At 65.0% G+C, this 17267-nt stretch carries 15 protein-coding genes; 6 read left to right on the plus strand and 9 right to left on the minus strand.

The window, feature by feature from the left end; genetic code table 11:
• Window positions 1–16 precede the first annotated feature (16 nt).
• Window positions 17–1201 carry an FAD-dependent monooxygenase gene (locus RHPLAN_RS08565; protein WP_068015992.1) on the minus strand — a complete coding sequence of 395 codons (1185 nt, stop codon included), beginning with the start codon at window positions 1199–1201 and terminating at the stop codon, window positions 17–19.
• A gap of 359 nt (window positions 1202–1560) precedes the next feature.
• On the opposite strand from RHPLAN_RS08565, the gene RHPLAN_RS08570 reads away from it, so the two are divergent.
• Window positions 1561–2445, plus strand: a complete 885-nt coding sequence (locus RHPLAN_RS08570) for a hypothetical protein (protein WP_442971811.1) — start codon at window positions 1561–1563, stop codon at window positions 2443–2445.
• 172 nt (window positions 2446–2617) lie between these two features.
• Here RHPLAN_RS08570 and RHPLAN_RS08575 read toward each other — a convergent pair whose 3' ends face one another.
• On the minus strand, window positions 2618–3652 hold the full coding sequence (locus RHPLAN_RS08575) for a glutamine synthetase beta-grasp domain-containing protein (protein ID WP_068015995.1): 1035 nt from the start codon (window positions 3650–3652) through the stop codon (window positions 2618–2620).
• A gap of 343 nt (window positions 3653–3995) precedes the next feature.
• Here RHPLAN_RS08575 and RHPLAN_RS38270 point away from each other — a divergent pair, with 343 nt between their 5' ends.
• Window positions 3996–4166, plus strand: coding sequence for a DUF2735 domain-containing protein (locus RHPLAN_RS38270; protein WP_084244548.1), 171 nt, complete (start codon window positions 3996–3998; stop codon window positions 4164–4166).
• Between the two features lie 73 nt (window positions 4167–4239).
• On the opposite strand, the gene RHPLAN_RS08580 is transcribed toward RHPLAN_RS38270, so the two are convergent.
• Both RHPLAN_RS08580 and RHPLAN_RS08585 read right to left on the minus strand, forming a co-directional pair.
• The gene (locus RHPLAN_RS08580; protein ID WP_068015998.1) at window positions 4240–5169 is read right to left on the minus strand and encodes a glutaminase; all 930 of its coding nucleotides are present in this window, start codon (window positions 5167–5169) and stop codon (window positions 4240–4242) included.
• A gap of 247 nt (window positions 5170–5416) precedes the next feature.
• Complete coding sequence (locus tag RHPLAN_RS08585; RefSeq protein ID WP_068016002.1) at window positions 5417–6373, minus strand: fumarylacetoacetate hydrolase family protein; 957 nt, start codon at window positions 6371–6373, stop codon at window positions 5417–5419.
• A gap of 144 nt (window positions 6374–6517) precedes the next feature.
• Here RHPLAN_RS08585 and RHPLAN_RS08590 point away from each other — a divergent pair, with 144 nt between their 5' ends.
• Entirely contained in the window at window positions 6518–7327 is an 810-nt protein-coding gene (locus tag RHPLAN_RS08590; RefSeq protein ID WP_084244552.1) for an ABC transporter substrate-binding protein, read from the plus strand.
• Window positions 7328–7454: 127 nt separating this feature from the next.
• On the opposite strand, the gene RHPLAN_RS08595 is transcribed toward RHPLAN_RS08590, so the two are convergent.
• Complete coding sequence (locus tag RHPLAN_RS08595) at window positions 7455–7988, minus strand: thermonuclease family protein (RefSeq protein WP_157100141.1); 534 nt, start codon at window positions 7986–7988, stop codon at window positions 7455–7457.
• 5 nt (window positions 7989–7993) lie between these two features.
• On the minus strand, window positions 7994–10984 hold the full coding sequence (uvrB, locus tag RHPLAN_RS08600) for an excinuclease ABC subunit UvrB (protein ID WP_084244554.1): 2991 nt from the start codon (window positions 10982–10984) through the stop codon (window positions 7994–7996).
• A gap of 120 nt (window positions 10985–11104) precedes the next feature.
• Between uvrB and RHPLAN_RS08605 the strand changes: the two genes are divergently transcribed.
• The 3 genes from RHPLAN_RS08605 to RHPLAN_RS08615 all read left to right on the plus strand — a co-directional run bounded on the left by RHPLAN_RS08605 (window position 11105) and on the right by RHPLAN_RS08615 (window position 14733).
• On the plus strand, window positions 11105–12916 hold the full coding sequence (locus RHPLAN_RS08605) for a caspase family protein (protein WP_198164781.1): 1812 nt from the start codon (window positions 11105–11107) through the stop codon (window positions 12914–12916).
• Window positions 12917–13029: 113 nt separating this feature from the next.
• On the plus strand, window positions 13030–13467 hold the full coding sequence (locus RHPLAN_RS08610) for a hypothetical protein (protein WP_068016010.1): 438 nt from the start codon (window positions 13030–13032) through the stop codon (window positions 13465–13467).
• 333 nt (window positions 13468–13800) lie between these two features.
• Window positions 13801–14733 (plus strand): IS110 family RNA-guided transposase, encoded by a 933-nt coding sequence (locus tag RHPLAN_RS08615; protein ID WP_068013030.1) that lies wholly within the window; start codon window positions 13801–13803, stop codon window positions 14731–14733.
• 81 nt (window positions 14734–14814) lie between these two features.
• Here RHPLAN_RS08615 and RHPLAN_RS08620 read toward each other — a convergent pair whose 3' ends face one another.
• From RHPLAN_RS08620 to RHPLAN_RS08630, 3 genes are all read right to left on the minus strand, one after another.
• Entirely contained in the window at window positions 14815–15891 is a 1077-nt protein-coding gene (locus RHPLAN_RS08620; protein WP_068016013.1) for an alkene reductase, read from the minus strand.
• A gap of 103 nt (window positions 15892–15994) precedes the next feature.
• Window positions 15995–16252 (minus strand): DUF6894 family protein, encoded by a 258-nt coding sequence (locus tag RHPLAN_RS08625; protein ID WP_068016016.1) that lies wholly within the window; start codon window positions 16250–16252, stop codon window positions 15995–15997.
• Between the two features lie 106 nt (window positions 16253–16358).
• Window positions 16359–17090, minus strand: coding sequence for a Crp/Fnr family transcriptional regulator (locus RHPLAN_RS08630; RefSeq protein WP_068030860.1), 732 nt, complete (start codon window positions 17088–17090; stop codon window positions 16359–16361).
• Window positions 17091–17267: the final 177 nt, after the last annotated feature.

The following is a 17267-nucleotide window of genomic DNA, read 5'->3' on the forward strand; positions in this document are numbered from 1 at the left end:
CGCTTGCACCGAACCCTTACGCCAACGCTGCAGCGGCGGCCTTCGCGGCCGGGACCACGTCATAGGCATAGAGATGCTTCCGGAAGTCGGCGTGCGCCACGAGCTCGGCGTCGCGCTGCTTGAGATCCGTATAGGCCGAGTCGACGCGCAGCCCGTTCTGCCGCGCGCCAAGCTGCACTTCGGCGACGCGCTCGCGGCGCAGCCGCTCATAGACCTTCAGCGCCTCCGGCACCGCAGCGTTGTCCGTCTGCGACAGGATGGTCGCCAGCGCCATGCCGTCCTCGATCGACTGGTTGGCGCCCTGGCCGAGATGCGGCAGCATCGGATGCGCGGCATCGCCGAGCAGCGTGAGGCGGCTCTTGGTCCAGGTCGGCAGCGGCTCGCGGTCGTAGAGCGCCCAGCGGAAGCAGTGATCGACCTGCGCCAGCACCTTGGTGATGCGCGGGTCCCAGCCTTCGAACTCGGCGCGCAGCGTGTCGGGATTGCCGGGCGCCGACCACGACTCTTTCATCTCCTCGTCGGTCGGCACGAAACCTACGTAGTTCACCATGGTGCCGTGGCGCACCGGGAACACCAGGAAGTGCTTCGAGGGGCCGGCCCACATCTGCCAGCGGTCCATCGGCCAGTCGGGCAGCCGCTCGCGCGGCACCAGGCCGCGATACGAGATGGTGCCGTGGAAGACCGGCTTCGACGGCGGGAAAACGTAAGGCCGGAGCTCCGAATGGATGCCGTCGCAACCGACCACCACGTCGGCCTCGACGGTGCTGCCGTTGGCGAATTTGACGCGGGCCTTGCCTGAGCTTTCCTCGAAGCTGACGGCGCGATGGCCGGTGTGAACGATGCCCTGCGGCAGGTTCGCGGCCAGGAAATCGACGATGTCGGCGCGATGCATGCCGTAGGTCGCATTCCAGCCCGAGGCGTCGGCGACCTGCACCGGCGCGATCGGCGAGCCGTCATAACGGAAGTATTGCGAATTCGGTCCGACCAGCGCGCCCCATTTCGCGACCGCATCGCCGAGGCCGACGCGCTGCAGATGCCGCACGCTGTTCGGCGTGATGTAGACCCCGGCGCCGATCTCACCGAGCGCCGGGGCCTGCTCGTAGACCGCGACGCTGACGCCCTGAGAAACGAGCGCGTTGGCGGCAAACAAGCCGCCGATGCCGCCGCCGATCACCGCCACATGAGGTTTGCTCTGAGCCATCGTCGCACCTTCTCGAACTGTTTTCTTGCTCGAACCGTTTTCTTGCGAGGCCGCCTCACCGGCGGCGTCCTTTGCGGTGGATATTACTTCGGCCTTCTGTCGCATGACAAACAATGTTGCGCCGCCGAAATCGGCCCCTGCAGAGTTAAATCGGCACCTGCAAAGCAGCTGTTTACCCGCGGACCCCTGGAACATTGAAGGCTCCGCTCCGTTTTAAATTTTGCATACGGGCATTCGTCGGGGCGGCGAACAGGAGTGACGAATGAACGGGCTTATCTATCTCATCGGATTGATTGTCGTGATCATGGCGATTCTTTCCTTCCTTGGTTTGCGCTGAGCCATCAATCAAGGAGCGAGCCGTGAGCATGACAGACACCTCAACCATTGCCGTCATCGATGACGGCCCATCGCCCGAAGTCGTGCTTCTGCCCCGCATCGAATGGGGCCCGGTGATCGGCGGCGCCATTGCGGCGGCCGCACTCGTCTCGGTGCTGCAAGGCTTTGCCGCCGCGATCGGACTGTCGGTGAGCTCGGCGTCGCCGACCTGGCGAGATGCATCCTTCTCGCTGATCCTGCTGTCAGGCCTGTATCTGCTTTTGACGGCGCTCGCGTCCTACGCGTTCGGCGCCTATGTGGCCGGGCGGATGCGCATGCGGCTCGGCACCGGCGCAACGTCCGAGATTGCATTCCGCGACGGCATGCACGGCATCCTGGTCTGGGCGCTTGCGACACTGCTGGCCGTCATCATGGCCCTGTCCGTTGCGGCGATGACGCAGCGGCTTGCTGCGCCGGCGGGATTGAGTGCCGCTCCGTCCGCCTCGGTTGCGGGCGAGAACATCATCGCGTTCGATCTCGACCGTCTGTTTCGCGGCGAGCGGAGGCCTCCTGCCGCAGATCTCGCCCAGGCGCGATCTGAAGCTGCGCGCATTCTCATGACGTCGTCGAGCCACACCGGCATGCGCGCCGACGATCGCGCGTATCTGGTACGCTTGACCTCGGCCTATACCGGATTGTCAGCGCCCGATGCCGAAAAGCGCGTGACCGAAGTCGCCGGCGCTGCCAGGGAGGACATCAACCGCGCGCGGCGTGCCGCGGCGATTCTGGCCTTCATGGTCGCGGCCGCGGCGTTGGTTGGCGCTGGAGCCGCCTGGTACGCGGCCTGTGCGGCGGGCCGCCATCGCGAAGGGATCGACGTGGTGCCGAACTGGTGGAGCTGGGAGCGGCCGTTCGGCGCGAGTTACTGAAAAAGAAAACGGGGGAGGACCGCCAAGCACCTCCCCCGCGACATCGACCTGAAGTGTTCACAACAAGACCGACGCCGAACCTCTCTCTGAAAAGTGCGGGCGCCAACTGTGACAGCGGGCGCCCGCGTTTTGCGTGTTCGGTCGCTGGCGGCAGCAACCGGGGCTTTGAACCTTACGCCGCAGCCGACTTGCTGGTCGGGACCGACGAGATGGTCTTCAGGATCTGCGAGGCGATGGCGTAGGGGTCGCCTTGCGAGTTCGGGCGGCGGTCTTCGAGGTAGCCCTTGTAGCCGTTGTTGACGAAGCTGTGCGGCACGCGGATCGAGGCGCCACGATCAGCCACGCCGTAGCTGAACTTGTTCCACGGCGCCGTCTCGTGCTTGCCGGTCAGACGCTTGTCGTTGTCCGGGCCATAGACCGCGATGTGGTCCATGAGGTTGGTCTCGAAGGCCTTCATCAGCGACTCGAAGTACTCCTTGCCGCCGGTCTCGCGCATGTACTTAGTCGAGAAGTTGGAGTGCATGCCCGAGCCGTTCCAGTCGGTGTCGCCGAGCGGCTTGCAGTGCCACTCGATGTCCACGCCGTACTTCTCGGTCAGTCTCATCATCAGGTAGCGGGCCATCCACATCTGGTCGGCGGCGGTCTTCGAGCCCTTGCCGAAAATCTGGAATTCCCACTGGCCCTTCGCCACCTCGGCGTTGATGCCTTCGTGGTTGATGCCGGCCGCGAGGCAGAGATCGAGATGCTCTTCGACCATCTTGCGGGCGAGGTCGCCAACGTTGCTGTAGCCGACGCCGGTGTAGTAGGGGCCCTGCGGCGCCGGATAGCCCGAAGCCGGGAAGCCGAGCGGGCGGCCATCCTTGTAGAAGAAGTACTCCTGCTCGAAGCCGAACCAGGCGCCCTCGTCGTCGAGGATGGTGGCGCGCTTGTTCGACGCGTGCGGCGTCTTGCCGTCCGGCATCATCACTTCGCACATCACCAGCACGCCGTTGGTGCGGGCGGCGTCCGGAAACACGGCGACCGGCTTCAGCACGCAATCGGAGCTGTGGCCTTCGGCCTGCATGGTCGAAGAGCCGTCGAAGCCCCACAGCGGAAGCTGCTCAAGCGTCGGGAAGCTTCCAAATTCCTTGATCTGGGTTTTGCCCCGAAGGTTCGGGACCGGCGTGTAGCCGTCGAGCCAGATGTACTCGAGACGATACTTTGTCATGAGTTGTTCTCTTGGCGGTTTCTCTTGATGGTGAGTCTGGAAGGTGAGGGGCGAGAGCTCGCCCCAGCCGCCGGAACCATGTGAGGGGACCGGCTGCCGCCGCCTTTAAAAGCATTTTGCGTGCCATGCCCGCAAATGAGGCGATGGGCGTGCCAGGCGGCGTCGCAGCAACGCGATTCGATGCCCGATGGCTGCTTGCAGCGAAAGCAAAACCGAAAATGCTCAAATCATAGCCATGCGACGATTTGCTAAGAGGCATTCTGAGCAATCGTTGAGCGTCAACACTATATTGGAACGGACTCAACGATGATGCTTTGAGTCGAGCGACTGCAAGGAGCCGAACATGACTGAAAGGTCTGATCGCGTGTCGGCCGAAATTATCCCGTTTCCAGCTCGGGGCCGTTTCGCCGCCACGCCACGTGATGAGACGTTGGCACGTGCCAGGGTTGCGATCGGCAGCGGCTGGTATCACGACGAGGCGATCAAGGAAGAAGAGCAGAACCGCAAGCACTGAGAGTGCTTGCGGTCTCTTCTCTTTGGCGCATGTCCTTTTCGGAAAACCGGTGCCCACTTTTCCGGGACATGCGTCAGGCTCCGAATATCGACCAGCCCAGCCGCTTGGTCAGCGCTTCGAGCGCAATGCGGCCGAGATGCGAGTTGCCGTTCTGATCGAGGCCCGGTGACCACACCGCGATCGAGGCCCTGCCCGGTGCGATGGCGAGAATGCCACCGCCGACGCCGCTCTTCCCCGGCAAACCCACCCGATAAGCGAACTCGCCTGAGCCGTCGTAGTGACCGCAGGTCAGCATGATGGCGTTGATGCGGCGTGCGCGCTCGGCGTTCACGACCGAGAGGCCGGTCTTGGGATTGCGGCCGTTGTGGGCGAGAAAGCGCGCCGCGGTCGCGAGCTGGCGGCACGACATGGCGATGGCGCATTGGTGGAAATAGACGCCGAGCGCGAGGTCGACCGGGTTCTCGATCACGCCGAACGACTTCATGTAATTGGCGAGCGCGGCGTTGCGGAAGCCGGTGCGCTGCTCGGACGCCGCGACCTTCTCGTCAATGGCGATCGATGGATCGTCGGCGAGAAAGCGCACGAAGCGGAGGATTTCGCCGAGCGCCTCGCGCGGCTGATGGCCGGAAAGGATCAGGTCGGTAACCGCAATCGCGCCGGCGTTGATGAAGGGATTGCGTGGGATGCCCTTCTCGAATTCGAGCTGCACAACGGAGTTGAACGGGCTGCCGGACGGCTCGCGTCCGACGCGCCGCCACAGCCGGTCGCCGGCCATGCCGAGCGCGAGCGTCAGCGTGAAGACCTTCGAGATGCTCTGGATCGAGAAGGGGGTGTCGGCGTCGCCGCCGGTGAAGACGCGGCCGTCGTTGTCGACGATCGCGATGCCGAATTGCCCGGCATCGACATTGGCGAGCTCGGGAATGTAGGTCGCGACCGTGCCGCGGTCCGGCCGCTCCGCCATCTCGGCGGCGATGTCTTTGACGATGTGATCCAGGTCGTGCACGGGATTACTTGTTCACGCGTGAGTACGCCAAACTTTTGCAAGAAACATGCAACACGCGCAAATCTCTCCCCGTCGCCCTGAGGTGCGAGCCCTAAGCGCATTTACGCGCGTCTTCGACGCGCTATGGCGAGCCTCGAAGGGCGACGGCCCGGCTGATGCAGCGGGGGCCGCATCCTTCGAGGCCCGCCTTTCGGCGGGCACCTCAGGATGACGGGGAGAGCGAAGCGCCAGCCGAAGCAGTGAACGCTCAAGCCTCCGCAACGAACTTGTTGCGCATCTTGCCCAATCCTTCCACCTCGGTCTCCATCACGTCGCCGACCTTGATGAATGTGTTGGTGCCCTGGCCGACGCCGCCGCAGGTGCCGCAGACGAAAATGTCGGCGGTGTTCAGCGTCAGGATGTTGGAGGCGTATTCGATCTGCTCCTCCGGCGTGAAGATGAACTGCGAGGTGTTGCCGTTCTGCTTGATCTCGCCGTTGATGCTGAGCCGGATGAACAGCTTCATGTGATCGGCGACGAACGCCTTCGGCACCAGATACGGTCCCATCGGCGCGAACTTGTCGTGGCTTTTGCCATTGAGCCAGTCGGAGCGCAGCCCCGGCCGGTCGGTGCGGATCTGGAAGTCGCGCGCCGAGACGTCGTTGGTGGTCATCCAGCCGGCGACGTGGTCCATCGCACGCTCGGCCTTCACGCGCTTGGCCGGCTTGGTGATGACGCAGGCGATCTCGGCCTCCCAGTCGATCTTCTTGACGTCCTTCGGCGCCGGGATGTCGTCATAGGCGCCGGCGAGGCAGCTCGGCGCCTTCAGGAACAGGTACGGGTCCGAGGTGGACTTCTCGCCGGTGAACTTCGGGCCATCCTTCGGCGACATGCCGGCGCGGATCATCTCGTCGACATGCTCCTGGAAATTCTGCGCGGCATAGAACATCTTGCCCGGATGGGCGACCGGCGGCAGCGCGGTGAGGCTCGACACGCTCGTGCCCTTGGCCTTGTCGAGACCGGCGACGATCTCCTGGAGGGTCGCGAAATTCCGGTCCCAATCGCCGAGCAGGTCGCGGATGCTCGCGGTGCTGGTCAGCCCGGACTTGCCGGACGCCTTGGCGGCTTCATCGAGCGGTATCGCGGCATCGTCCAGCACGATGGCGGCGAACGGCTTGCCGTCCGATTTGGCGAAGGTCCCAAGCTTGAATGCGCGGCCGTTCATATGTCTCACTCCCGTGATGTTGGCGGCGAAACCTAGCGGCGTTTGCCGCCCGCGGCCAGCGCCCCGGCTTGCGCCGGGCGCGCATTTCGCGTTCCCTTCTTGCATAAGCGGCGGGGCGAACTCGGCCGCGCCGGGAGGACTGCCATGCTGAAAGCGCTCACCGCCGTTTCCATGCTGCTCGCCGCAACGCTTGCGGCTGCGGCGCAGCCGGCACCATCGGCCGAGGCCGTGAAGGACCTCGCGCCGACCGGCAAGCTTCGCGCCGCGATCAACTTCGGCAATTCGGTGCTGGCGCAGAAGGCGCAGGACGGCTCACCGGCCGGCATCAGCGCCGATCTGGCGTTCGCGCTGGCGAAGCGCCTCGATGTGCCGGTGGAGTTCGTGCCGTTCGAGGCGGCCGGCAAGGTGTTCGAAGCCGCGGCGGAAGGGCTGTGGGACGTGGGCTTCGTCGCGATCGAGCCCGCGCGCGCCAAGGCGATCGACTTCACCGCGCCCTACGTGATCATCGAGGGCACCTACATGGTGAAAAAGGATTCACCGTTGAAGGAGGTCGCCGACGTCGACAAGCCGGGCATCCGCATCGCGGTCGGTCTCGGCTCGGCTTACGACCTTTATCTGACGCGCACCATCAAGAACGCCAGCGTCGTCCGCGCCCCGCTCGGCGGCGGCAAGGCGATGATCGAGATGTGGCTCAAGGACAAGCTCGACGCCGCGGCCGGCGTGCGCCAGCAGCTTGAAGCCTATGCCAAGGATCATGCGGATGTGCGGATCATGAGCGGCGCGTTCCAGCAGATCCAGCAGGCCATGGGCATGCCGAAGAAGGACGGCGAGCCGAAAGCCGCGGGCTCGGCTTATCTCAAGGCCTTCGTCGAGGAGATGAAGGCCTCGGGCTTCGTCGCCGATGCACTGAAGCGCAGCAACCAGGTCGCTGTGGTCGCGCCGGCGGCGAAGTAAATCTCTCCGCGGTCATTCCGGGGCGCGAGCGTCAGCGAGCGAACCCGGAATCCAGATGCATATTCGGTATCTGTAACTGGATTCCGGGTTCACGCGCTTTGCGCGTGCCCCGGAATGACAGGGTGCCTTACCGCCCGTGCTCGTGCCGCCATTGCGACGGCTGCTCGAAGTCGCCGGCCCATAGGCCGCGGCGGGCGTCGCGCGCTTCGCGCTCGGCGTCGGCGTAGCGGCCGCGGCTATACTGGCGCAATTCGAGCGCTTGGCCTGCGCGCACCATCGCTTCGCTGAGATCCTGGCCGCCGGCCGTGCACATCGACACCTCGCGGCCGTAACTCTCGCCGACCGGCTTGCACGACACGCTCTGCCGGCCGATCGCGCCGGCCAGCGCATCGCGCGCGTCGCTGCCGCACGGGTAAAACTTGCCGCGCGCGTCGCGGCAGTCCTGCAGGCTTTCCGGCGCGTCGATGCCGAACAGCCGGACGCGGTGGCCCGCCACCTCGAGCGAGTCGCCGTCGACCACGCGCGGCCGGCCGCTGATCATCGCACCGGTCTGGCGTGGGGCGAGAATCGGCCGCGAATGCCATTCCTGAATGCCGCCGCCGATCGCGGCGACGATGGCGATGATCAGAAGTCCAACAAGGAACGGCGGCCGCCGCGGCAAGAGGGTCAGCGCCCCCGCGGCTTCCACCCGCCGCGCATGCCGGGCTTGCCGGACGTCGAGCGCGGGCCGGGCCGGTAGGGCTTGCTCTCCGGGCCGGGACCCATCTCGTCGAGCGACGGCTTGCGCGGTCCGTCCCGGCGCGGCGCACCCGCCGGCTTCACCTCGTGATAGGTCGCAATGCCCATCTCATCGAGATGCGGCTTGTGCGGCCGCGAGCGCCCCTCACCCCGACCCTCTCCCCGCAAGCGGGGAGAGGGAGAAGAAGAGGCCGGCAGCTTTACGACTTTCGCGGTTGGATCGTCGACCACGGCCAGTTCGGTGGCGCGCAGGCGCTTGAGCTCGTCGCGCAGCCGCGCCGCCTCCTCGAAGTCGAGATCGGCGGCGGCCTCGCGCATCCGGGTTTCGAGATCGGCCAGCACGGCCTCGAAGTTGTGGCCGATGGTGATCTGCTCCTCGCCGACGCCCGACAGCCCGCCCTCGGTCGAGACCAGCACGTGGTCGCGCTCGTAGACCGAGCCGAGAATGTCGCCGATCGACTTCTTCACGCTCTCCGGCGTGATGCCGTTGGCCTTGTTGTAGCTTTCCTGCTTCTCGCGCCGCCGCGAGGTTTCGTCCATGGCGCGCTGCATCGAGCCGGTGACCTGATCGGCGTAGAGGATCACCCGGCCGTCGACATTGCGCGCCGCGCGGCCGATGGTCTGAATGAGCGACGTCTCGCTGCGCAGGAAGCCTTCCTTGTCGGCATCGAGGATCGCGACCAGCGCGCATTCCGGGATGTCGAGGCCCTCGCGCAGCAGGTTGATGCCGACCAGCGCGTCGAACGCGCCGAGCCGCAAATCGCGGATGATCTCGATGCGCTCGATGGTGTCGATGTCGGAGTGCATGTAGCGCACGCGGATGCCCTGCTCGTGCAGGTATTCGGTCAGGTCCTCGGCCATGCGCTTGGTCAGCACGGTGACCAGCGCGCGATAGCCTTTGCGCGCCACCTCGCGGACCTCGCCCACGAGGTCGTCGACCTGGGTGCGCGCGGGACGGATGTCGACCGGCGGATCGATCAGGCCGGTCGGGCGGATCACCTGCTCGGCGAACACGCCGTTCGCCTCTTCGAGGTCCCAGGCTCCGGGCGTCGCCGAAACGCAGACGGTCTGCGGCCGCATCGCGTCCCATTCCTCGAAACGCAGCGGCCTGTTGTCCATGCAGGAGGGTAGCCGGAAGCCGTATTCGGCGAGGGTGGCCTTCCTTCGGAAGTCGCCGCGATACATGCCGCCGATCTGCGGCACCGTGACGTGGCTCTCGTCGACGAACACCAACGCGTTGTCCGGCACATATTCGAACAGCGTCGGCGGCGGCTCGCCGGGCTTGCGGCCGGTGAGATAGCGCGAATAATTCTCGATGCCGGCGCAGACGCCGGTCGCCTCCAGCATCTCCAGATCGAACAGCGTGCGCTGCTCGAGCCGCTGGGCTTCGAGCAGACGCCCCTTGTTGTGCAGGTCGTCGAGCCGCCATTTCAGCTCAGCCTTGATGCCCTGGATCGCCTGGATCAGCGTCGGCCGCGGCGTCACATAGTGCGAGTTGGCGTAGATCTTCACGAACTCCAGCTCGTCGGTCTTCTGGCCGGTGAGCGGATCGAACTCGTGGATCGATTCCACCTCGTCGCCGAACAGATTCACGCGCCAGGCGCGATCTTCATAGTGGGCCGGGAAGATGTCGATGCAGTCGCCGCGCACCCGGAAGGTGCCGCGGGAGAAATCGCCCGCAATGCGTTTGTATTGCGTGGCGACCAAGTCGGCGATCAGCTGGCGCTGGTTGATGCGATCCTTCTGCTTGATCGTGAAGGTCATCGCCGAATAGGTCTCGACCGAGCCGATACCGTAGATGCACGACACCGACGCCACGATGATCACGTCGTCGCGTTCCAGCAGCGCACGCGTCGCCGAGTGCCGCATGCGGTCGATCTGCTCGTTGATCGACGAATCCTTCTCGATGTAGGTGTCGGTGCGCGGAACATAGGCTTCCGGCTGGTAGTAGTCGTAATACGAGACGAAATACTCGACCGCGTTGTCGGGGAAGAAGCTCTTGAACTCGCCATAGAGCTGCGCCGCCAGCGTCTTGTTCGGCGCGAGAATCAGCGCCGGCCGCTGCGTCGCCTCGATCACCTTGGCCATGGTGAAGGTTTTGCCCGAGCCGGTGACGCCGAGCAGCACCTGGGTGCGGTCGCTGCGGTTGGCGCCCTCGACCAGGTCCTTAATCGCCGAGGGCTGGTCGCCCTTCGGCTGCATCTCGGACTTCAGCTCGATCCTGACGCCGCCTTCAGACTTCTCCGGCCGCGGCGGGCGGTGCGGCGTCCACACCGCGGTGCCGCCGTTCTCGGCGAATTCCGGCCGGCCTTCGCGCAGCAGCTTCTCCAGCGCCTTCATCGACTCGGTCACGCCAAGCGTGACCGGCTGCGGCGAGGGGCGGTGCATCACACGCTTTTCGCGCCGCGGCTCAGAGATGTCCGAAATCTCGTCGCGGTCGGGTGGGAGTGAACCTTGCTGGCCGCTCACCTCACCCTGCGCGCCTTCGGCGCGCGACCCTCCCCCTCCAGGGGAGGGTGAAGCGGAGCCCGTGACTTCCTCTTCACTCTGATCGATTCCGATGAGCGATTTGCTCGAATCGCTATCGTAGCCAAGCGCCTTGCGGAGCTCCGCATTGATGTCGAGTGGCGCACGCGCCACGTAGCCGCGCTGCGGCGCCTCGTCGAAGCCTTTGACCACGGACTTGCGCGCCGTGTGCTCGCCGCGCCGGTCGGCACGGCGCTCGAATGAATTGTCCGGCGGTTGCTGCAGGCCCGTTCCCGAACCCATCCCGGCGGTGCCGCGCTCGATGCCGGGATTGAGCAGCCGCTCCAGCGCAGGGTCGGCCGGCGGCGCGTCGGGCCGATGCGCCTTGGCACGCGTCGGCCGCGCCGGGTCCTTCTTGCTGTGCTTGGCCGGGTCGCGGGGGGATTTTGGCATCGGAGAAATATGGGAGGAGTTGAAGGGCGAGGGAAGGGCGGACGGGTACCCATTTTGAACCTGCTGCCAGTCTGGAGCGACTTATTCACCAGCTGGTTCTGTGGCTGGGGATTTTCCACAATGCGATTGGTTTCATGCCTTGCCGCTGCGGTTCTGGCGCTGCTCGTCGCGCCGGCTTTGGCGGCCTCGCCGAAGGACACGGCGGATTGTGAGCAGATGACCAACCCGGCGCTGAAGATCAGCGCCTGCTCGCGCATCCTGCAGTCCGGAAATCCCGCGAAGGACGCCAAGGTCGCGGCCCTTCACCATCGTGCCGTCGGCTACCTCCTGAAGCAGGACTTCGATCGCGCCATTCTCGAATTCAACGAGGCGCTGAAGCTCGACCCCGCGTACAAACGCTCGCTGAACAGCCGCGGCAACGCCTGGAAGGGCAAGGGCGAGCTCGACCTCGCGCTCGCCGACTACAATGAGGCGATCCGCGTCGATCCGGCGTTCTCGTTTCCGTACAACGGTCGCGCCAGCGTCTGGTACAACAAAGGCGAGTGGGATCGCGCCATCGCCGACTACAGCGAGGTCATCCGCCTCGATCCGGGGCTGGCCGCGCCCTACGCCAACCGCGGCAACGCCTGGAAAGCCAAAGGCGAACTCGACCGCGCGCTCGAAGACCAGAACGAGGCGTTGCGCCGCGATCCGAAGAACGTCGTGGTCTATGCCAACCGCGGCGAAATCTGGCGTCTGAAGGGCGACCTTGAGCGTGCGCTGATCGAACAGGATCAGTCGGTCCGGCTCGACCCGTTGAGCCCGCTGCCGTTCGCGGCGCGGGGCGACACCTATCGCTACAAAGGAGAGCTCAACCGCGCGCTGGCCGACTACGACCAGGCGCTGCGGCTCACGCCCGACTACATCCCGGCCTATGTCGGCCGCGGTCTTACTTTTGAGAAGGCCGGCGACATCGCGCGCGCCCGCGTCGAGTTCAACAAGGCGCTGACCTCGAAGAGCCAGTTCCGCGGCGACAACGCCGGTTCGGCGCTGGCGACCGCGCGGGCACGCCTCGCCGCGTTCGATTCAGGCGCGGTGCAGCCGGTGATTCCGGCGGCGCCCGCGAAGGTGACCTCGCCGACCTCGATCCCGACGCCGGAGGTTACGGCTCCCTCAACAGTGCCGGTCGACCCCGGCAAGATCGGCCGTCGCGTCGCACTGGTGATCGGCAACGCCGATTACCGGAACGCCGGCAAGCTGAAGAATCCGCAACATGATGCCGAAGTCATCGCCGCGACGTTGCGCGCCATCGGCTTCGAGACCGTGCTGATCGGCATCGACGCCACGCGCGAGGAGATACTGGACGGGCTGCGCAAGTTCTCGGTCGAGGCGGCGAAGGCAGACTGGGCGGTGGTCTACTATTCGGGCCATGGCATGGAGGTGAACGGCACGAACTACCTGGTGCCGGTCGATGCGAATTTCTCCGCCGGCCGCGACGGGCGGTCCCAGGTGGTCTCGCTCGATGATGTGATGGCGGCGACGCAGGGTGCCCGCAAGCTCCGGCTCATTCTGCTCGATGCCTGCCGCAACAATCCGTTCTTGAAGCGGACGCCGCCGGCTGAAGCATCGCGCACCACGGTCGCGATGGGGCCGACCTCTGTCGGCTTGGTCGGCGAGCGTGCGGCCGGGGGCGGACTCAGTCCGGTGAACGTGTCCGGTGCGATGCTCGTGGTCTATGCCACCAAGCACGGCCAGACCGCGCTCGACGGTCAGGGCACCAACAGCCCGTTCGCGGTGGCGATGGTGCAGCGGCTCGCGACGCCGAACGTCGAGATCAACAAGCTGTTCCGATTGGTGCGCGACGACGTGATGGAGGCGACGGCCGGCCGGCAGGAGCCCTACACCTATGGCTCGCTGCCTGGGAAAGAGGATTTTTTCTTCGTGCAGAAGTAAGCGGCAACCACCGAGGCTATCTTCTCGTTTGCGTCTAGCAGCGCACTGTTGCTGCAGCGGCCGGCATCTTATTTATCCGCCGCCAATTCCGCGAAGGGGGGTAGCCTTCTGTGATGCGAAACTCAGCCGCTCTCACGGTTCTGTTGTTTTGGCTGTCTGCTTTCAGTGCGCAACCGGCGGCGGCCGAGGTGCGCATCCTGTCGAGTCCCGGCGGCCCGGTTTTGCCTTATGTCCAGGTTTTCGAGGCGGTGCGGGATTCCGGCGAGCGCGTGGCGATCGATGGGCCGTGTCTGTCCGCCTGCACGCTGGTGCTCAGCATCGTGCCGCCCGAACGCATCTGCATCACGCGCCGCGCCGTGCTGGGTTTCCACGCAGCGCGCTCCATCGACGATCGCGGCCGCACCCGCGCCGAGCCTGGCGCGAGCCGGGTCGTGCTGGAAACCTATCCGCCGGCCGTGCAGCAATGGATCCGGGCCCGCGGCGGTCTCACCTCGCGCGTCTTGCTGTTGCGCGGCCGCGCGCTCGCCGAGATGTATCCGAGGTGCCGGTAGTGCTGCGCCGTTTGAATTGAATCGGTGGTCGTGCGGTGCTTCACCTCTCCGTGGGGAGAGGTCGCCGCACCACAAGCGCGAGTACGCGCGTCTTCAACGCGCTATGGTGCGGCGGGTGAGGGCGTACGCTCTGTCGAGGAAAGTAAGCCCCCTTGTAATTCTCATAGCCGCGACTCGTCTAAAGTTGTGGTCGCGGTGACGGGCGGGTGTCCGCAAACCCCGAGGTCTTGCAAGACCGTGGGTGAGCTTGGCGCCCCGCCCGCCGTTCCATCGAACCCGAACAGTCGCCTGGGCCGCAAGAAGCAAAGCTCGATTAGGCAAGGACGGGTCGCCATGGACATCATCGCTGTCGGTATCGACGTCTCGAAAGACCGCCTGGACGTGGCTGTGCGCCCCGGTGGGGAGCTGTTTGTGGTGACGCGCAATGCATCCGGCGTGGGTCGGTTGATCGAGCGGATGCGGGCCCTGGCGCCGGGGATTATTGCGTTGGAAGCCACCGGCGGCTTTGAAACGGTGGTGGCAGCCTCTTTGGCTGCCGCGGCGCTTCCTGTTGTCGTCGTCAACCCGGCCCAAATCCGAGCCTTTGCCAAGGCGCTCGGGCAGCGCGCTAAGACCGACCCGATCGATGCCGCTGTGATCGCCCACTTCGCGGAGGCGACGAAGCCGCAGCCGCGGCCCTTGGCAGACGAGGCAACGCAGCTTCTGGCCGATCTCGTCGCCCGCCGCCGGCAGATCATCGAGATGATCGGCGCGGAAAGCCAGCGCGAGAAGCGGATAGCCGTGTCGCGCCTGCGCAAAAGCATCCGCCGGGTCATCGGCATGCTGGAGAAGGAACTCGCCGAGCTCGATAGCGAGATCGACGACAGCGTGCGCGGCTCGCCGGCTTGGCGCGAGAAGGAGGATCTGCTCGCCTCCGTGCCAGGCATCGGCCCGATCATCTCGCGCACGCTCATTGCCGATCTGCCCGAACTCGGCACGCTCAGCCGCAAACAGATCGCTGCGCTCGCAGGGCTTGCCCCCTTCACCCGCCAGTCCGGCCAGTGGAAGGGGCGGAGCTTTATTGGCGGCGGTCGCAAATCCGTGCGCACCGCGTTGTTCATGGGCGCGATGGTCGCCATGCGGCACAACCCGGTCTTGAAGGCCTTCTTCAATCGCCTGACCAAGGCCGGCAAGCCGAAGATGGTCGCCATTATCGCAGTCGCCAGAAAACTGCTGACTATCCTCAACGCCATCGTGCGGGACAAACGACCATGGCAAATCGCTTGACACGCGAGACAGTCGCTCACCCCGACCCTCTCTCCGCTGGGGAGAGGGAGCGCAACGCCGTTTTGGCAGCAGACGGCTCTGTTATCCGCCGAGCGTCGGATAATCGACGTACCCCTTCGGGCCCGGCGAATAGAACGACGTGGGATCGGGCGTGTTGAGATTCGCGGTCTTGCTCCAGCGCGTCACCAGATCGGGATTGGCGAGGAACGGCTTGCCGACAGCGATGAGATCGGCGCGGCCCGCGGCGAGGTCGCTCTCCGCGCGCTTGGCGTCATAGCCGCCCGCGAGGATCAGCGTGCGTTTGAACACCTTGCGGAACGTCGCTTTGATCGAATCCGGCACGGGCGGTGCGCCGCCGGCCGAGTGATCGAGCAGATGCACATACGCCAGGCCGGCGGCGTTCAGCTTCTCGGCAAGATAGCCGTAGTCGGCTTCCATCTCCGGATAGAGCGGCATGTCGTTGAACACCCCGAACGGCGACACCCGGATGCCCACCTTGTCCTTGCCGATCGCCGCGATCGTGGCGTCGATCACCTCGAACACGAAGCGCGCGCGGTTTTCGATCGAGCCGCCATAGCTGTCGGTGCGCTGATTGGAGGTCGGGCGGATGAACTGCTCCAGCAGATAGCCGTTGGCGCCATGCAGCTCGACGCCGTCGAAGCCCGCTGCAACTGCGTTCTTCGCGGCCGTGACATATTCGCCGAGCGCGGTCTTGAGGTCGGCGTCGGTCATGGCTTCGGGCGTGGGCAGCGGCTTCATGCCGCCGTCGGTGAACATCTGGCCCTTCGCGGCGATCGCGGACGGCGCCACCACGCGGGCTCCGGCCGGCAGGTTGTCGGGATGCGCGATGCGCCCGCAATGCATGAACTGAATGAAGATCTTGGCGCCCTTGGCGTGCACCGCCTCGGTGACGAGCTTCCAGCCCGCCACCTGCTCGGCGGAAAAGATACCCGGGATGCGGACATAGCCGAGCCCGTTGGGCGAGGGCGAGGTGCCTTCGGTGATGATCAGGCCGGCCGAACTGCGCTGGCCGTAATATTGCGCCATCAGCTCGTTGGGGACGTTGCCGGGCGCGCGGCTGCGCGTCATCGGCGACATCACGAGGTGGTTTTGCAGCGCGAGCGGCCCGAGCTTGGCCGGCGAATAGAGCAACGACATGATGTGAGGATCCCGATTTGAATTCAGCCCTGCGGCATATAGGGAACCGCCGCGGCCGCGCTATGGCGCCGGCCACCGCGATGTATGCGTTTCCGGAATGCGGCTAGTGCCGGGTCGTGGAGACCTCGGGATGGGTGACCAGCGCCTCCGAGAACGGAAACTCCAGCACCACGTCGCCATCGGCGTCAGTGACCACAATGGAGGCGGTCAACAGACTCGGATGGCTGCCCTCGTCCTCGAGCAGCTCCTCGATCATGGCCTTGGCGACCTCCCAGGCCTGATCGGGATCGCGAAGGTCCTCGCCTTCCTCGTCGCGGATGGTTTCTTCGCCGATGTGCGTGTTGAAAAAATAACGAGGCATGGTTTCTGTCCGGTCGTACCCGAGTTTGACTCTAAATATGGGCCATTCGGAGTCGCGGCGGAAGATGGTAGCGGGGGGCCGCGACGATCTTGTTACAGCCGTCCTGTCACAATCGCGACGGTCGCTTCAGGTGCAGATAGGTCGGATCGAAGTCGCCCAATTCGACGAGTTGCTTCCAATCAAACACCATGAGTTCGCCGTTGCGGAATTCCATCGCCCCGGTGCTGCGCAACGTCTGCAGTGTCCGATTTACGGTCACAATCGACATGCCGAGCGTCTCGCCGATCTGGCCCTGATGGACCGGAAAGCGGCACGAGCCGGGCTTTGCCAGGGCCGAGGCCCGCGCGCGGTAATAGATTTCACAAAACAGATGCGCCATTCGCGTCTCCACTGGCCGGCTGCTGTTGTTGGTGATTGCCTCGCGAAAGATCGCGGCGTCGATCAGCGTCTCGCGCCAGATCGCGAAGCCGACGGCCGGCCGCTGCTCGAACAGCCGGCAGATCTCTTCGTGCGGTACCATCGCGACATGGGCTTCGCCCAGGGCGCAGACCGCATGATCCATCCGCTCGATGAACAGCGTCTGTGCGTCGGGCCAGTCGCCGGTAATATGAAACGACAGATACTGCCGCTGCCCGCTGCTGAGCACGTGATAACGCGCTACCATTCCTTTGGTCACGATGGCCGACACGACAGGCTTGTCGCCCTGACGAATGAAATCTTCGTTGGGGCCGAGGTTCCGGCTGTAGCTGGTGAGCGTTCTCAGCGCTGCGAGATCGTCGTCATCGAGCGAAGAGTGCTCCGCCAGTTTGCGGATGATGATGTCGTGGTGCGGCTGCATCGGTTCATCGCCTTCAACCGTCAACGTTTCGATGCAGCGAAAGTTCGGCCGTGTTCTGTCAAATGACAGGAGCTCGACAGTAGCCCTCAGCGGGCTCGAAGAGACCTTCATCTGGTTCGCCTATCAAACGATAAGTCTCCGCAGAAACAGGAGAATTTTCATCGTTGTGGGTGTGGG

The sequence above is a fragment of the Rhodoplanes sp. Z2-YC6860 genome, assembly GCF_001579845.1.
In the GTDB taxonomy this organism is placed as follows: domain Bacteria; phylum Pseudomonadota; class Alphaproteobacteria; order Rhizobiales; family Xanthobacteraceae; genus Z2-YC6860.

What these genes read in the sequence shown, in the direction of transcription:
- RHPLAN_RS08565 (WP_068015992.1), bottom strand. Translation starts at nt 1,201, where the DNA reads ATGGCTCAGAGCAAACCTCATGTGGCGGTGATCGGCGGCGGCATCGGC.
- RHPLAN_RS08575 (WP_068015995.1), bottom strand. Translation starts at nt 3,652, where the DNA reads ATGACAAAGTATCGTCTCGAGTACATCTGGCTCGACGGCTACACGCCG.
- RHPLAN_RS38270 (WP_084244548.1), top strand. Translation starts at nt 3,996, where the DNA reads ATGACTGAAAGGTCTGATCGCGTGTCGGCCGAAATTATCCCGTTTCCA.
- RHPLAN_RS08585 (WP_068016002.1), bottom strand. Translation starts at nt 6,373, where the DNA reads ATGAACGGCCGCGCATTCAAGCTTGGGACCTTCGCCAAATCGGACGGC.
- RHPLAN_RS08590 (WP_084244552.1), top strand. Translation starts at nt 6,518, where the DNA reads ATGCTGAAAGCGCTCACCGCCGTTTCCATGCTGCTCGCCGCAACGCTT.
- uvrB (WP_084244554.1), bottom strand. Translation starts at nt 10,984, where the DNA reads ATGCCAAAATCCCCCCGCGACCCGGCCAAGCACAGCAAGAAGGACCCG.
- RHPLAN_RS08605 (WP_198164781.1), top strand. Translation starts at nt 11,105, where the DNA reads ATGCGATTGGTTTCATGCCTTGCCGCTGCGGTTCTGGCGCTGCTCGTC.
- RHPLAN_RS08610 (WP_068016010.1), top strand. Translation starts at nt 13,030, where the DNA reads ATGCGAAACTCAGCCGCTCTCACGGTTCTGTTGTTTTGGCTGTCTGCT.
- RHPLAN_RS08615 (WP_068013030.1), top strand. Translation starts at nt 13,801, where the DNA reads ATGGACATCATCGCTGTCGGTATCGACGTCTCGAAAGACCGCCTGGAC.
- RHPLAN_RS08620 (WP_068016013.1), bottom strand. Translation starts at nt 15,891, where the DNA reads ATGTCGTTGCTCTATTCGCCGGCCAAGCTCGGGCCGCTCGCGCTGCAA.
- RHPLAN_RS08625 (WP_068016016.1), bottom strand. Translation starts at nt 16,252, where the DNA reads ATGCCTCGTTATTTTTTCAACACGCACATCGGCGAAGAAACCATCCGC.
- RHPLAN_RS08630 (WP_068030860.1), bottom strand. Translation starts at nt 17,090, where the DNA reads ATGCAGCCGCACCACGACATCATCATCCGCAAACTGGCGGAGCACTCT.